Genomic DNA, 14,611 nt, shown 5'->3' on the forward strand with positions numbered 1-14,611 from the left:
TCGATCGCCGGCGCGACATACGATACCAGCATAGCGCGCAGCGCCGCGTCGAGAAACGCGGTCGCGCCCGAAAGCGACGCGTGTCGCTTGCAACGGCGCGCACCGCATGGATAATCTTGCGCTGCCGCCCGCGCGTGCCGTATGCGCGCGGGCACGAACCGGAAGCCATCTCATGCAGCACGCGCGCACCGCGCACGACGATCCCGTCTATCTCGCACAATTGCGCCACGATTTACTCCGCTTCGCGCGCCTGCAACTGCGCGACGCCGATGCCGCCGAAGACGCTGTCCAGGAAGCGCTCGCGGCCGCGTGGGCGCAGGCTGGGCGCTTCGACGGACAGTCGAGCCACAAGACCTGGGTGTTCGGCATCCTGCGCAACAAGCTGATCGATACGATGCGGGCGCGGCGGCGGACCATCAACGTGTCCGCGCTCGATGCCGAACTCGACGGCGAAGCGCTTCTCGATCGCGAACTGTTCTCGGATAATGGTCACTGGGCGCCGCACGCGAAGCCGCGTCCGTGGCCGAAGCCGGAAACGGTCCTGCAGCAGCGGCAGTTCTGGATGCTGTTCGAGATGTGTCTCGACCATTTGCCGGAGCAGATCGGCCGCGTGTTCATGATGCGCGAATTCCTCGACTTCGCAATCGACGACATCTGCATGGAGCTCGAGTTGAAGGCAAATCACTGCAGCGTCCTGCTGTACCGCGCGCGGACCCGGCTGCGCACCTGTCTCACCGAAAAAGGCCTGACGACCGAAGATGCTACTGGGGAAATGTAAGGACATCACGCGGCTGCTGTCGGACGCACTCGATCGTCCGATGTCGCTCGACGAACGGCTCCGGGTGCGCGTGCACCTGCCGGCTTGCAGCGGTTGCCGCAATTACCGTATGCAGATTCGCTTGCTGCGGGAGGCGGCGCGCGTCGCGGGCGGGAACGAGACGGAACGGGGCGAGTGAACGTGCGGTGATGGGTGCGGGATGCGTCGGCGGGGCCGACGAGAGGCGTCGCGGGCGATCGTCTGATGCAAGGCGCTTCGACTTGTGCGAATCCGAACTTCGCATCAAATTGTTGAGGGTCTGGATGAGCGGAAGCGCACCCGGATCTAGCCCTGCCATACAACTTCTCGCACGACGCCAGCCATGTGGCGACTCAAGCCCGGCACATATTTACGATAAGCAAAGCCGCCGGGCCATCGCTCCTTAGAATTATTATTTTTTTAATAATTATTCGAACAGAGATTTCACTGCTTCTGGCGGGCGACCGATCGCGGCTTTGTCGCCATGCACGACAATCGGACGCTGGAGCAGGATCGGATGCTCGGCAATCGCGTCATACAGCTGCGCATCCGAAACGTCGGCATCTGCGAGATTGAGGTCCTTATAAAGTGCCTCGTTGTCACGGATCATCTCGCGCACCGGACGCCCGAGCTGCCGATGCAGCACCTTCAATTGCGCGACGGTCGGCGGTTGCTTCAGGTACTCGACGACATGGATTGCCTCCCCGGTCTGATTGAGCGTCTCGAGCAACGCCAACGTTTCGCGAGATTTGGAGCAGCGGGGATTGTGATAGATCGTGATCATCGGTCTGCTAGTGAGAGTGGGTCAAAGACGCGAGTATTGTAGCGGCGGCGCAGCGGGGTAGCTCGTTGCTCTGGACAAGACGCGCAATTCGCCGCTCCATCTATGGTTGAGTAACCAACACGCTCCGAATTCCGGAGCCGCAATGACAATCTAAGACGCCAAGCGCGATGCAGCGTCGAGCGACCGCATCGATCGCTGTATGCCGGTTTATGCGCATAAAGCCGACCGCAACGGCGTTGGCGTTGGCGTTGGCGTTGGCGTTGGCGTTGGCGTTGGCGTTGGCGTTGGCGTTGGCGTTGGCGTTGGCGTTGGCGTTGGCGTTGGCGTTGGCGTTGGCGTTGGCGTTGGCGTTGGCGTTGGCGTTGGCGTTGGCGTTGGCGTTGGCGTTGGCGTTGGCGTTGGCGTTGGCGTTGGCGTTGGCGTTGGCGTTGGCGTTGGCGTTGGCGTTGGCGTTGGCGTTGGCGTTGGCGTTGGCGTTGGCGTTGGCGTTGGCGTTGGCGTTGGCGTTGGCGTTGGCGTTGGCGTCACCAGCAATGCATAGCTGCGATTGCCGCTTCAAGCACATGCCCGCCAGTCTCGATGCGTAACAGATCCGTCCACGCAAAAGCACTGAATCGCGGAGTGCCGAGCCAGCGGCTCGCCACCATGCTCCCCGCTCACGGCCCCGCACAACATACGCTTCCCCCGCAGGCTTTATGCGCATAAACCATCGGCCAAACGGCCAGCACGTCGCCAGCTCACAACAAATTCATTGAAATAAAAAAATCATCCGGTAAAATTCTCCCGATCAAAATAGGAGTGAAAATGGCAGCTGAAATCATTGCAGTCACTCAACAAAAGGGCGGCGTCGGCAAGAGCACCATCGCGATGCATCTCGGCGCCGCATTCCACGAAAAAGGACGACGCGTCCTGGTGATCGACGCCGACGGCCAGAACACCCTCGTTCATTGGTCCAGCGCCTCCGCTGGCAGCGAAACCGGCATCCCGTTTCCCGTCGTCAACCTCGCCGAGGCCGGCGGACAGATCCACCGCGAAATCAAGAAGTTCATCAGCGACTACGACATCATCATCGTCGACTGCCCACCATCGATTACCGAGAAGGTGTCCGGCGTCGTGCTGCTCGCCGCGACGATTGCAGTGATTCCGACTTCGTCGTCACCGGCGGACTATTGGTCGAGCGTCGGCCTCGTCAAATTGATTCAGCAGGCACAGGTGATGAACGAAGATCTCCGCGCCGTGTTCCTGTTGAACAAGACAGAAGAGAAGCGGATGCTCACGCGCGAATTGAAGCGCGCGCTTGAGGAACTCGGCTTCCCACTTCTCAAAACACAAATTCCCACGCGCGAAGCTTATAAGCAAGCCATGGCGCTAGGCCAAACCGTCTTGCAAATGAACGACCGCGGCGCAAAGCTCGCAGCGGCAGAAATCCGTGCATGTGCCGACGAGATCGTCGCGATGCTGCCCTGACTTTATGCGCATAAAGGACCCTGAATGAAACCCTCCCAATTCGCCAAAGGCTTCCAAGCGCGCCCCGACATCACGACCAGCGAAAAGCGCACGGCGCTCGATCGACTCAATGCGATCGACGGCCTCGTCAAATCCGACGCCGCAACGCCGGCTGCTCCTGCCGGCAAATTGCCGAAGAAGAACATCCCTGTCACGATCGTCGAAACGCCGCCGACCACGGACTCGATCGACGAATCGAGCCAGTATCGCGCGTGGCGAATCGAAAACCGCTATCAGCCCGGCCAGGTGATCGAACTGCCGCTCAAGACGATCAAGCCGAGCCCCTTCAATCCGCGGCACTTCTATTTGAAATCGTCGATCGCGGAGTTGGCCGTCAATCTAGCGAAGCAAGGGCAGCAGCAAGCGATTCACGTCATCCCCGATTACGACAACCCCGGTTCCTACTTCGTCAGCGACGGCGGGCGCCGCGTCCGCGCATTGAAGGAAGCGAACAAGGAATCGGTCAAGGCGATCGTCATCGATCTGCCGATCGGCATTCAGAGCTACAAGCTCGGCTACGACCTCAACGTCCAGCGCGACTCGCAAACGGTCTTCGACAACGCAGTCGTCTGGAAGCGCTTCCTCGAGGAAAGTCACTTCCAGAGCCAGAAGGAGCTTGCCGAGCATCTCGGACTCGACGAGTCGACAGTCGCCGTCGCGCTATCGATCGGCAAGCTGCCGGAAGCCGTGATGCAGGAAATGGTCGCGCGCCCGGATCGCTTCGGTTCGAACATGGCGTATCAGGTTGGCCGCTACCACACGGCGCGCGGCACCGATGCGACGCTGCGCCTCATCAACAAGATTCTGTCCGACGATCTCAGCACCCGTCAGGTGGCTGACATCGTGAAGGGAAGGGCGACCACGCAAGAAAGCCCGAAACCCGCGAGCCGACAGCGATATGCGCAACGGCACGAGATCAAGCTCAACGGCGTGTCGGTTGGCGATCTGAAGTCGTATGGCGAGGATCGCTTGGAACTGCGGCTGCGCGGCCTGACCCGAGAAAAGCGGGATGAGATCCTGCAGCAGCTCGAGCGGATGCTGCTGTCGAACTGAACCGAATGAACCAAAAGAAATGGGGCCCAGGGGCCCCGTTTTTTCGTCGCGGAAGAAATCGAACCAGGCGAATCGAGCAATTGCTCAAGCCGCGCGAGACTGGCTGAGCGTGAAGGCAAGCAGATCGCCGTCGGTCGGTTCACCCCAGGTCTTTTGAGCGAGCCAGTCGAAGAAAGCCGTTTCGACGAGTTTCGAGTCCAGCCCGCGTCGACGCCAATCGTCACGCAGATGCGAACCCAGCGCAGGCAATACGTCGGATTCGAACGACGCGCGAGCGACCTCCCGTTCCGCATCACCTTGTTCTTCGTACAGTTGCTTCGCTTCCTTGCGCCGGTAAGCGTCGTACTCACTGCGCAGGCGCGCCTTCGGATCGTCCGCTCCCGTCCGTCCGGCGTTGGCCGCGACCAACTTGCCGCTGCTTGCGGGCGGCGGCGTTTCGACCGTGCCGACGGGCGGCGCATATCCTTTCTTCAACGCATCCTTGAACAGCGCAGGCGCGCTGCGCACGGGCGGCAGCGTCGTGCTGCGCACCCGCTGTTCGGTCAATTGCAGCGCGGCTCGAATCCGGTTTTCCTCGTTGTCCGCATAGAGCGTCTGCGCTTCCTTCAATGGAATGCCGATCTTCACCATCCGGTCGACGAGCGTGCTGTCGAAGACGTTCGGATGCTCGTCGAGTGCGAGCATCGGCTGCTTGCGCTCCGACACGCGGAACTGGATCTCGGCAACCCGACGCCCTTCGCGATGCTCGACCAGCTCGACGAAGATGTTCGTCACCGCGTTCACCTCGGCGATGGCCGGACGCAGATAATCACGCTTGAAATATTTGTACTCGCGCTTCGCCTCGTCGCCGGCCTCGGTGTCGGGTGTACCCGACAGGATCGGGCGCCACCATTCCCAAGGCTCGCGCATCGTCAGATGGCTCGGGTTCGTCAGATAGCGCACGCAGATTTCGTACAGCGCGAGCCCCGCGCTGCTGCGCAGCTGGCTCTGAAACTGCAGGCTCAGGCGCGCATACTGCACCGGGTCGAGCAGCTTCTTCTTGATCTTCGGCGCAAACGAGAATTCGACCCACACGCGCCGCGTCGCCGGATCTTCGAGAATTTCGGCGTCGGCGATCAGCGTGGAAATCCCCCATTTCCGACCGGGCTTCTGGCTCGACGTGCCGGTACTCCATTCGACCTGCACCGACACCATCCGCCGCAAGTGCTCCTTCACGAGCGCCGTGTCGTTCGAATCGAAGGCCGAGTTGGCGACGATATCCGACAGCAGCGCGCGATAGGTATCGCCGGAATCGTCGGCTTGCTGGGCGACCGCAAGCAGCACGTTGAACAGCTTGCGAGTCAGGAGGGTGATCTTGCCGTTTTTCGGCTGAATTGCGATCGCCTCGACGGCCTTACGCAATTCGGCGGAACTAGCACTCACCACGTCCACATCGGTTTTCTTGGCGCGCTTTGTGGCCATGCGTCGGGTCGGAGGAGAAGTTTCCGGAAGGATAGCGTCTGTGGTGATGCGCGTCCAGAACGGCATGCTCACCATATCGGGTGAAGCTCGGCGATTCGTCGCCACTCACCCGATCATGCTCCCGCAAATACTCACCGGTCCAAAATCAGGCCATTCGCGACTCACCTTTGCGTGCCGCGGAAAGCGCGGCGGACGCCGGTTTTCCCGCGCGCCCGTTCCGCAGTGCGGCGGCTCCCGTATCATCTCACCTCAAATCTTGTCGCAAAATTGCTACGACGAATTTCGCGCGTGCGGGCGTGTCCGCGATCGGCTCGCGGCGCCGATTTCGGAGACGGCTAGCCGAGGGATCGGCCGATGTCGACTGAAATCATGCCAGCATGCGATCGGGCCATCGGCCGGTCGGCGGATACCGGGAAGTCGAGCGGAATTGGCGGCGATGCATTTGCCCAGCGTGACGTCACCCCCGATCATTAGGTGTTGAAGCTCGACGGGCACCGATCGACGGCGCCGGGCATACGGAACGATCCGCACAACCGATCGCCGAATCGGCTCGGAACGGGCGGCCGCCCCGCCGGCAAGGCAACTGACCCACACGTGAGCCGCGAAAACCGATCGGGCTCACCCCTTACCTTACCTGCGCCATCCCCGGACCGGCCGTCGTATAAAGCGCCATGAACTCAAGGCTCGAGCAGGCCGCGTCACTTCATTCAACCGCGCGTCCGATGCAGGCAGCGCCCCGATAGCGCACGGCATGCGGGCGCCGACGGACGACATGAGCGAGAAAGTCCTCGTTCGTTCGGCTCACCGGACGGCAAAGAAAGCCGCCACTGGCGCGAAAGGACGCGATAAACGGGCCCGCGCGCCGGGCACCAGAACTCCAAGCCATGCGGAGCCCCGGGATCCGCCAAGGACTGCAAGCGTGAGCCCCGTTGGGCTGGATCCACTCACCGAAAACACGACGGGCCGGCAAATGTGAGGGGATTGAGGCCTGGGCCAACCGAATACCCGGTGTGACGACAAACGTGAGCCGCACCGGGCGGCTTCGACTAACCGAAGGGGCAAGGGCAACAACGGCCCCCATTTGCGACGGACGTCGCCGCGCCGAGATCCGACGTGAGTGCTCGGCGCCAAATGCGACTCACCTCAAACCGCTTCCGGGGAACACGAAAGCGATCGCACGAATATATGGACAGCGAGCCACGTGCGCCATCCGCCCGAGAACGCGATGCAAACGATCGATTACCCCGTTCGGAGCGCCCGCCGGACCAACGTGAGGTGGGGGGACGAGCCTGCGGCTCACCATCGGCGCCAGTGTCCACGCACGCTGCAACGAAGCGAGACCTTACCCAATCGGCACAGTGGGCTGACCTGCCCCGCGGAAATGACCAGCGTAAGCCATTGATATCCGCTCGAACTCACCCGGCGTCGATTTTCCCCGCGCCGGTCCGACGACGCCACGCTCGCAAGCCCATCCGCCCTGGAAAGAGGTCGACCAACCGTCCGGGTGGACTTGGACCAAGGCCGGACGCGGGTCACACTGCATACCGAAGTTGGCCAACGTGAGCGCCTGCATCCGATTCGCCTCACCGCGAACCCAGCTTCCCGCCTGCTGCCAGGCCCGACGAGCCCGCCAAGCGGATCGGTCAGCGCAGTTCGCCACGGCCGACGCCGCGCTATCCAGGTCCATCTCCCGAAAAAGCTCACCATTCGGATCCCGCGCACCGACAATCGATCGCGGCCGCGGGACCGACACACGGGCGGTCACCGGCAATTGGCTCCCGTAAAGTCTCACCTCAAGCCGATTTTTGATCCTCACGACGATGCATCCGACATTCCCGAAAAAGCTCACCTTTGCATCTGCAATGAAAAATCTCCATCACATCAAATACTTACGGAACATACCTGAAGCATCGATCGAAATTTCTCCTCCCGAATTTCCTCACCTTTCGGCAAGCTGCTCCATGCCGATCTCGCGGCATCGCTTCCTGAAAAGCCTCACCTTTAATGGAAAACCGGTGTCGAAATGGCACTCACCATCCAGCATCCACGGGCCTTCGCAGGTAAGTGCACGCCCACTTTTCCCGAAAAGCCTCACCTTTGGCAAATCTCTGCGGCATTCATGGTCCCGAAAAACCTCACCTCGAACGCAATCGGACGCCATTGGCTGCGCCCCTGAATACCCTCACCGTCAATAAAGCTCGGAATCCCTGGGCCAAAACCCGCCTCCCGAAAAATCTCACCTTTGGGTCGTTCCGGGCCACGAAGCCCCACCAAGCAGGCCTTTACTGGCGTTCTTTCCCGGAAACGCTCACACCAAAACGAGCTGGAATCCCGAGAACTCTCACCTATCCCCCAAATTTGCCCAAAAGAAGGGCAGAATCGCTGCTTCACAGGCATCCCGAAAATCCTCACCTATGTCCTTGGAATGGCAAACGGATGAATTCAGGCTCCACGCGGCTTCACCGTTGCTGTGCCCCTGAAAAATCTCACCTTTACCAATTTCGCCTGTGGGAAACTGTCCTGAACCCACTCACGATCTTTCCTGCATCGGCTCCCGCTGATCCCCGAACCCCATCACGTCGGCTCCTGGAAGATGTCACCTTGTATCCTGTAAAGCTTCACCTTCTCGGCCGCAATCCCTTGCTGGACAAGGCTTCCCGGTGGCGTTAACGTTTTTAACGAAGGTTCAAGGGTGTTTACTTCTAATACTCTCTAGACTCCCCCGACGAGTTTTCCACAGAACCCCAATTTCGCCTCCAGATACGTCCCGAGAACCGCAACTCCCTGCATGTGAAACAATTAGCGTTATTCGGATCCCATCCGATAATCTTTTAAAAACATGATGTTAAGATCGATTCTTCGCTTTGTTTCACGGTTTCGGCACACCTGAGCGAGCGAAATCGCACGAGATCCCTCCAAAAAACCCTACTGGTGGCAAAAGTACAACAAGCACATCAGAAGCGTATCAAATAGAACGTGTTTCGTTATGATTGATACGTATCGTCTTTCGACAGCAATCATGACCCTCGACGAAATCCGACAAACCATTCGCGAAGAGCTCGATGCATTGCGCTCGTCCGGCGCACGTCGACAAGATCTATCGCTGCATGCGTGCAAGCGGCTGTTCTTCGATCTCGGTATACGGCCGTCCGCGGCGAACGTCCGAGATTTGACACAAACCGGCAGCGCGAGCGATATTCCGAAGGACATCGATTTCTTTTGGGAACGCATTCGCGCCGCGTCGAAAGTCAAGCTCGAGGGCGCCGCATTGCCTAAGCCGCTCGAGGAAAAAGCGGGTGCGCTGCTTGGCGCGCTCTATGAAGAAGCACTGAAACAGGCGCGTGAGAGTCTCGATGTCGAACGGCGACAGGCCAGCGACGAAGTCGCCGCCACCGAGCAAAAATACCGCGACGCGCTGGTTCGCCAGGAAGCGCTCGAGACCTCGCTCGCCCGAAGTGACGCGCGCGCGGAGCAGTTGCAGAGCCGGTTGACCGAAGTCGAGGTTCAACTGGCGTCCGCGTCGACGCAGGGCCTCGCCCACCAGGATTCGCTGCAGGGCCTGATTCGCCGCATGGAAAATGAAAATGCGCTGCTGAATCAGCGTCTTGAGACTGAACAAGGCCAAAACGCGGCGCTACGCGAGCGGATCGACGCATTGCACGCCGAGTTGCGAGAAAACACCGAGCACTACGCGCAGCAAATCAAGGATGCGATCGCGGAAGCCGAACGTCGCGTGAAGCCGATGCTCGTCGAGCTCGACTCGTTGCGCAGCATGGCATCGACTTATCAGCAGGGGCTGCGCGACGTCAACCGCAAGGAATTCGATTTTCTGCAGCAACTGAGCGCAGCGAAGGCGCGTGCGGACCAGCTCGACGCCCAGTTGCACGAGCAAGGCGATGAATTGGCCGCCGCAGTCAAGGAGGCACGGACCTTGCGCGCCAGTCAGGGCATGACGCCCGAGATCGCGGCGCTGATTCGCCGCCTGGCGGACGCCGGCAGTCTCGACGCGGCGGCGTTCGATGCGATCGGCACGTCGCTTGACCAACAGGTGTCGTTGCCCGCGCGCTGTCCGAAGTGCGGCGACGGCGAACCCGAACTGTCGCATGACGCCGACGGCTACGAATTGCTCTGTCCCGAATGTGAGCACGCGTCGGGAGCGCGACCGTCGCGCTTCGCGGCGGCCGCCTATTTCTCTCGGATATCGTGACGGAAGCCGCCGATTTTCTCAAAGGTGAGGAAAATCGGGAGTCAAAAGGTGAGGATTTTCGGGAGTCGGAAAGCCGCGATTTCAAGTCTGGCTTGACGCGAGCGGCACCTCGTCGGCAAGCGAATCAGCGTCCGGCAGCGCGTTCGCGAGGCTTTCCCGCCAATTTTTCCACGCCCGATGCAGTCGATTCGATGAAATCGGCTGCGCGAACCCCAGCCACTGCCCAACTTTCTCCGGGTCGACACCGTTTTCGAACAGTTCGGCCGCGAACGTGTTGCGCAACGTCTGTGGACTGGCGCGCGCGGTGCGAGACTGCGCGATGTCGGCTGCATCGATGATCGCATCGACTGCACGCAGCATCGTCGCCTTGTGCATCGGCCGGCCGGACTGCGACGCGGGAAAGACGAGCTCGCCCGGAATGCCACAGCGTTGGCGTTCGGCGAGCCATGCGTCGAATAGCGCGATCGCGAACGACGCAAGATGCGTTTCGCGCGTGAATTCTGGCTGCGAGGCTGGGATCGTCAGCATCGTCGATCCAAGTTTCACGCAACTAATCGTAAGTGCGCGAGCCTCGCCGGTTTTCAATCCGCCGCCGAGGAATGCGGCGATAAGCGCGCGATCGCGGCGTTCTTTCCAGAGTGCCGCGCCCATTGCCGGCAGCGGGGAAAACAGATACGCGAGCAACGCGGCGCGTTCGGCGGGCGCCAGAAAACTCGTCGGCTCGTTGTCGCGCGCGCTGCGCCACGTTGCTTCGCCATCCTGAGCAATGAAGCGGGCAGGATTCGTCGAGCCGAATTCGCTCTTGCGCACGTGATCGAGCACGCGCTCGATGAGCCTTAAATAGCGGACTCTTTGTGTCTTCTTGATCGGCAGTTCGCTGACGAAGTGTGCGATCGTCTCGGTATCGACCGTCGCGAGGTTCTTCTGTCGTTTCGCGAGCCAACTGAGAAACGCGCCCCATTGCGCGCGATAGACGTCGGCCGACGAGCGGCGAAATTCCTGGGCTGCCAGCCAGGCGTCGAATGCCGTGTCCGGATGGCTGAGCCAATCCGACGTGTCGCGGTCGAATAGATCGCCCGGTATGTCGGGCGGCGGAGAGGAACTCGTCAGAATGGGCGGCGACATGTCATTCATTCCGTTAGTTGCGGATTAATCATAGCGTGTCGCGTTCGCTCAATAAAGGGCTTCGCGTAGGCGTAGGCGTAGGCGGCGAGCGTGCGGCCGACATCTCGCTGCCGGCAATCGATCGTCGTGCGTGCGTGCGTGCGAGGCGCGAGCGCTCGGCGCTCGGCCGGACTCGGCCGCCTAGTCGCCCCACGCGCGTGACACGCGCGCGGCGCGCGCCGGCGCCTTTTTTGCGCCGTTCTGCGCGTTCGCGGCTCGCTCGTACGCGGCGACCGCGAACGAAAACACCGCGGGCAGCGCGTTCGATTGCCCGAAGTCGACGAGATCGTCTGTCTCGGGAAAGCACAGTTCGGCCGGACGGTCGAAAAGGCAGCGCACCATCGGATCGTGACGGCTCGCGAAGCCGAGATCGGCAAGCGCTTCGGCCTCGATCGCATGCAGGAGCCGCCATGTCAACGGAACGCCTTGCCGGAGATAGCGCTCGGCAATGTAGCGGACAATCGTTTCCATATCGTGCGCCGCAGCCTTGAAGCTGAGCGCGGCCAAATCCTGTTCGGTCATCGCGGGCTCCTGTTTTGCGTATACTGTACAAATATACAGTATTTTGCGCAACTGGCTGCCTGGTCGACTAGACGCCGGACTATCGATGGATCACGACGAGGAGCGCTTTCGCTTCACTCTTGCCCGCATTGCGGATCGCGTGCGGCCCGTCGGCCGCGTAGCGCGCGGTGTCGCCCGCCTTCAGGCGCCGCGCGATGCCCGCCGCTTCGATTTCGACCGAGCCGTTCAGTACCGTCAGATGCTCGCGCGTACCCGGCTCGTGCGGATTCGACACGAGCGCGCCGTTTGCCGGCAGCGTCAGCTCGTACCACTCGAATTTACCGGCGAGCTCGATCGGGCCCCAGACGCGCAACTGGTATTGCGCGTCGTGGCCGGCGAGCGTCGGGATGTCGTGCGGGCCGTCGACGCGGATCGTCTCGGGTGCCTTCGGCTGCGCGAACAGTTCGTCGAGGCTGATGCCGAGTGCATTCGTGAGCCGCCACGCGACGGCGATCGTCGGATTCGCCTTGTCGCGCTCGATCTCCGACAGCATCGATTTCGACACGCCCGCCGCGCGCGACAGATCGTCGAGCGTCAGCTTGCGCTCGTTGCGCAGGCGCTGGATTTGCTCGCCGACCCGCGGCGGCGTGGCGCCGGTGGCGGCGGGCGCGGCCGTGCGCCGCGCGCCGGAAGAGCTTGCCATTTGAATTCCGTTCGCTTAGAGTTGTTCGGTATTTCGAATTTTAGTTCGAAATACAGGAAAAATACGCTAAACCCAACGGCCGACTATAACAGTAGCAAGCTGCTTTACCGCCGCCACGAGCGCGGACGAGCGCCGAGGCTTGCCGCCCATATCAGGAGCTTATGCAATGCGTGATGCCTTTCTCGCCCATCTACGCGGCACCCTCGACCAGATTCGCGCGGACGGTTTCTACAAGACCGAGCGCGAGATCGCGAGCCCTCAGGCGGCCGACATCCGGCTTGCCGGCGGCGCGCACGTGCTGAATTTCTGCGCGAACAACTATCTGGGCCTAGCGGACGATCCGCGCCTCATCGCTGCCGCGCAGGCGGCGCTCGAGCAGGACGGGTTCGGAATGGCGTCGGTGCGCTTCATCTGCGGCACGCAGACCGTGCACAAGCAGCTCGAGGCTGCCCTCTCCGCGTTCCTGAAAACCGACGACTGCATTCTGTATTCGAGCTGCTTCGATGCGAACGGCGGCCTGTTCGAGACGCTGCTCGACGAAAGCGACGCGATCATCAGCGACGAGCTGAATCACGCGAGCATCATCGACGGTGTCCGGCTGTCGAAGGCGAAGCGCTTTCGCTACAAGAACAACGACCTAGCCGATCTCGAAGCGAAGCTGCGCGAGGCCGACGCGGCGGGCGCGCGCTTCAAGCTGATCGCGACCGACGGCGTGTTCTCGATGGACGGCATCATCGCGAACCTGAAGGGCGTCTGCGACCTGGCCGACCGCTACGGCGCGCTCGTGATGGTCGACGATTCGCACGCGGTCGGCTTCATCGGCGAGCACGGCCGCGGCACACCCGAATACTGCGGCGTCGAGGGCCGCGTCGACATCGTCACGGGCACGCTCGGCAAGGCGCTGGGCGGCGCGTCGGGCGGCTACGTCGCCGCGCGGCGCGAGATCGTCGAGCTGTTGCGGCAGCGCTCGCGCCCCTATCTGTTCTCGAACACGCTGACGCCGAGCATCGCGGCCGCGTCGCTGAAGGTGCTCGAGCTGCTCGCAAGCGACGAAGGCGCGCGGCTGCGTGAACGCGTGCGCGCGAACGGCGCGCGCTTCCGCGAGAAGATGAGCGCGGCGGGCTTCACGCTCGTGCCGGGCGAGCATCCGATCATTCCGGTGATGCTCGGCGACGCGCAGGTCGCATCGAACATGGCGGATGCGCTCCTCGCCGAAGGCGTCTACGTGATCGGCTTCTCGTATCCGGTCGTGCCGCGCGGCCGCGCGCGGATCCGCACGCAGATGAGCGCCGCGCACACGCCCGAGCAGATCGATCGGGCGGTCGACGCGTTCGTGCGCGTCGGCAAGACGCTCGGCGTCATTTGACGGAGGCCCTGCGATGAAAGCGCTTGCCAAGCTCGAACGTGGGCCGGGCCTCACGCTCACACGTGTGAAGAAGCCCGAGGTCGGTCACAACGACGTCCTGATCAAGATTCGCCGCACGGCGATCTGCGGCACCGACATCCACATCTGGAAGTGGGACGACTGGGCGCAGAAGACGATCCCGGTGCCGATGCACGTCGGACACGAGTACGTCGGCGAGATCGTCGAGATGGGCCAGGAAGTGCGCGGCTTCTCGATCGGCGACCGCGTGTCCGGCGAAGGCCACATCACGTGCGGCTTCTGTCGAAACTGCCGCGCGGGGCGGCGTCATTTGTGCCGCAACACGGTCGGCGTCGGCGTGAATCGCGAAGGCGCGTTCGCCGAGTATCTCGCGATTCCCGCGTTCAATGCGTTCAGGATTCCGCCCGAGATCTCCGACGATCTCGCCGCGATCTTCGATCCGTTCGGCAACGCGACGCACACGGCGCTGTCGTTCAATCTCGTCGGCGAGGACGTGCTGATCACGGGCGCAGGGCCGATCGGCGTGATGGCGGTGGCGATCGCGAAGCACGTCGGCGCGCGCAACGTCGTCATTACCGACATCAACGACTATCGCCTTGATCTCGCGCGCAAGATGGGCGCGACGCGCGCGGTGAACGTTTCGCGCGAATCGCTGCACGACGTGATGGCCGATCTGCACATGACGGAAGGCTTCGACGTCGGGCTCGAGATGTCGGGCGTGCCGAGCGCGTTCACGTCGCTGCTCGAGGCGATGAACCACGGCGGCAAGGTCGCGCTGCTCGGGATTCCGCCCGCGCAGACCGCGATCGACTGGAACCAGGTGATCTTCAAGGGCCTCGAGATCAAGGGCATCTACGGGCGCGAGATGTTCGAGACCTGGTACAAGATGGTCGCGATGCTGCAGAGCGGACTCGACCTGTCGCCGATCCTCACGCATCGCTTTCCGGTCGACGAGTTCGAGAAAGGCTTTGCGGCGATGCTGTCGGGCGAAAGCGGCAAGGTGATTCTCGACTGGACGGTGTGACGTCGATGGCGAGGCTCGGCGGCGCGCC

Annotated in this window: 13 protein-coding genes; 7 read left to right on the plus strand and 6 right to left on the minus strand. The window is 61.9% G+C overall.

Translation table 11 applies throughout. The features are described 5' to 3' along the window. The first annotated feature begins 172 nt into the window (after nucleotides 1-172). A complete protein-coding gene (locus tag BG90_RS20310; protein WP_010110891.1) occupies nucleotides 173-778 on the plus strand; it encodes an RNA polymerase factor sigma-70 in 606 nt (201 codons plus the stop codon). Further along, a complete protein-coding gene (locus tag BG90_RS20315; RefSeq protein WP_010110894.1) occupies nucleotides 759-956 on the plus strand; it encodes a zf-HC2 domain-containing protein in 198 nt (65 codons plus the stop codon). The genes BG90_RS20310 and BG90_RS20315 overlap by 20 nt, the downstream gene beginning before the upstream one ends. Nucleotides 957-1,223: 267 nt before the next feature. Here the strand turns inward: BG90_RS20315 and arsC are convergent, their stop codons facing one another. Next, nucleotides 1,224-1,580: an arsenate reductase (glutaredoxin) gene (arsC, locus tag BG90_RS20320; RefSeq protein WP_010110896.1), complete on the minus strand. Its 357-nt coding sequence runs from the start codon at nucleotides 1,578-1,580 to the stop codon at nucleotides 1,224-1,226. A 100-nt stretch (nucleotides 1,581-1,680) separates the two neighbouring features. Beyond that, nucleotides 1,681-2,139, minus strand: coding sequence for a hypothetical protein (locus tag BG90_RS36215; protein WP_158335906.1), 459 nt, complete (start codon nucleotides 2,137-2,139; stop codon nucleotides 1,681-1,683). Nucleotides 2,140-2,447: 308 nt separating this feature from the next. On the opposite strand from BG90_RS36215, the gene parA reads away from it, so the two are divergent. Continuing rightward, entirely contained in the window at nucleotides 2,448-3,047 is a 600-nt protein-coding gene (gene parA, locus BG90_RS20335) for a ParA family partition ATPase (RefSeq protein WP_374189781.1), read from the plus strand. A 24-nt stretch (nucleotides 3,048-3,071) separates the two neighbouring features. After that, on the plus strand, nucleotides 3,072-4,139 hold the full coding sequence (locus tag BG90_RS20340; RefSeq protein ID WP_010107273.1) for a ParB/RepB/Spo0J family partition protein: 1,068 nt from the start codon (nucleotides 3,072-3,074) through the stop codon (nucleotides 4,137-4,139). Between the two features lie 84 nt (nucleotides 4,140-4,223). Here the strand turns inward: BG90_RS20340 and BG90_RS20345 are convergent, their stop codons facing one another. Beyond that, nucleotides 4,224-5,600, minus strand: a complete 1,377-nt coding sequence (locus BG90_RS20345; protein ID WP_025990067.1) for a replication initiation protein — start codon at nucleotides 5,598-5,600, stop codon at nucleotides 4,224-4,226. Between the two features lie 3,019 nt (nucleotides 5,601-8,619). Here BG90_RS20345 and BG90_RS20350 point away from each other — a divergent pair. After that, a complete protein-coding gene (locus BG90_RS20350) occupies nucleotides 8,620-9,807 on the plus strand; it encodes a DNA-binding protein (RefSeq protein ID WP_010117582.1) in 1,188 nt (395 codons plus the stop codon). Between the two features lie 81 nt (nucleotides 9,808-9,888). Here BG90_RS20350 and BG90_RS20355 read toward each other — a convergent pair whose 3' ends face one another. The 3 genes from BG90_RS20355 to BG90_RS20365 all read right to left on the minus strand — a co-directional run bounded on the left by BG90_RS20355 (nucleotide 9,889) and on the right by BG90_RS20365 (nucleotide 12,175). Beyond that, nucleotides 9,889-10,932 (minus strand): tyrosine-type recombinase/integrase, encoded by a 1,044-nt coding sequence (locus BG90_RS20355; RefSeq protein ID WP_025990068.1) that lies wholly within the window; start codon nucleotides 10,930-10,932, stop codon nucleotides 9,889-9,891. Nucleotides 10,933-11,112: 180 nt separating this feature from the next. After that, on the minus strand, nucleotides 11,113-11,493 hold the full coding sequence (locus tag BG90_RS20360; RefSeq protein WP_010107278.1) for a DUF2471 family protein: 381 nt from the start codon (nucleotides 11,491-11,493) through the stop codon (nucleotides 11,113-11,115). A 79-nt stretch (nucleotides 11,494-11,572) separates the two neighbouring features. After that, a complete protein-coding gene (locus BG90_RS20365) occupies nucleotides 11,573-12,175 on the minus strand; it encodes a helix-turn-helix domain-containing protein (protein WP_010117586.1) in 603 nt (200 codons plus the stop codon). A gap of 166 nt (nucleotides 12,176-12,341) precedes the next feature. Between BG90_RS20365 and BG90_RS20370 the strand changes: the two genes are divergently transcribed. Continuing rightward, a complete protein-coding gene (locus BG90_RS20370; RefSeq protein ID WP_010117587.1) occupies nucleotides 12,342-13,541 on the plus strand; it encodes a glycine C-acetyltransferase in 1,200 nt (399 codons plus the stop codon). 13 nt (nucleotides 13,542-13,554) lie between these two features. Then, entirely contained in the window at nucleotides 13,555-14,583 is a 1,029-nt protein-coding gene (gene tdh, locus BG90_RS20375; protein WP_010107281.1) for an L-threonine 3-dehydrogenase, read from the plus strand. The last annotated feature ends 28 nt before the right edge of the window (nucleotides 14,584-14,611 follow it).

The sequence above is a fragment of the Burkholderia oklahomensis C6786 genome, from assembly GCF_000959365.1.
Taxonomy (GTDB): domain Bacteria; phylum Pseudomonadota; class Gammaproteobacteria; order Burkholderiales; family Burkholderiaceae; genus Burkholderia; species Burkholderia oklahomensis.

Bases quoted from the DNA above. Each gene is read 5' to 3' on its own strand.
- BG90_RS20310 (WP_010110891.1), top strand. From the start codon at position 173: ATGCAGCACGCGCGCACCGCGCACGACGATCCCGTCTATCTCGCACAA.
- BG90_RS20315 (WP_010110894.1), top strand. From the start codon at position 759: ATGCTACTGGGGAAATGTAAGGACATCACGCGGCTGCTGTCGGACGCA.
- arsC (WP_010110896.1), bottom strand. From the start codon at position 1,580: ATGATCACGATCTATCACAATCCCCGCTGCTCCAAATCTCGCGAAACG.
- parA (WP_374189781.1), top strand. From the start codon at position 2,448: ATGCATCTCGGCGCCGCATTCCACGAAAAAGGACGACGCGTCCTGGTG.
- BG90_RS20340 (WP_010107273.1), top strand. From the start codon at position 3,072: ATGAAACCCTCCCAATTCGCCAAAGGCTTCCAAGCGCGCCCCGACATC.
- BG90_RS20345 (WP_025990067.1), bottom strand. From the start codon at position 5,600: ATGGCCACAAAGCGCGCCAAGAAAACCGATGTGGACGTGGTGAGTGCT.
- BG90_RS20350 (WP_010117582.1), top strand. From the start codon at position 8,620: ATGACCCTCGACGAAATCCGACAAACCATTCGCGAAGAGCTCGATGCA.
- BG90_RS20355 (WP_025990068.1), bottom strand. From the start codon at position 10,932: ATGTCGCCGCCCATTCTGACGAGTTCCTCTCCGCCGCCCGACATACCG.
- BG90_RS20360 (WP_010107278.1), bottom strand. From the start codon at position 11,493: ATGACCGAACAGGATTTGGCCGCGCTCAGCTTCAAGGCTGCGGCGCAC.
- BG90_RS20365 (WP_010117586.1), bottom strand. From the start codon at position 12,175: ATGGCAAGCTCTTCCGGCGCGCGGCGCACGGCCGCGCCCGCCGCCACC.
- BG90_RS20370 (WP_010117587.1), top strand. From the start codon at position 12,342: ATGCGTGATGCCTTTCTCGCCCATCTACGCGGCACCCTCGACCAGATT.
- tdh (WP_010107281.1), top strand. From the start codon at position 13,555: ATGAAAGCGCTTGCCAAGCTCGAACGTGGGCCGGGCCTCACGCTCACA.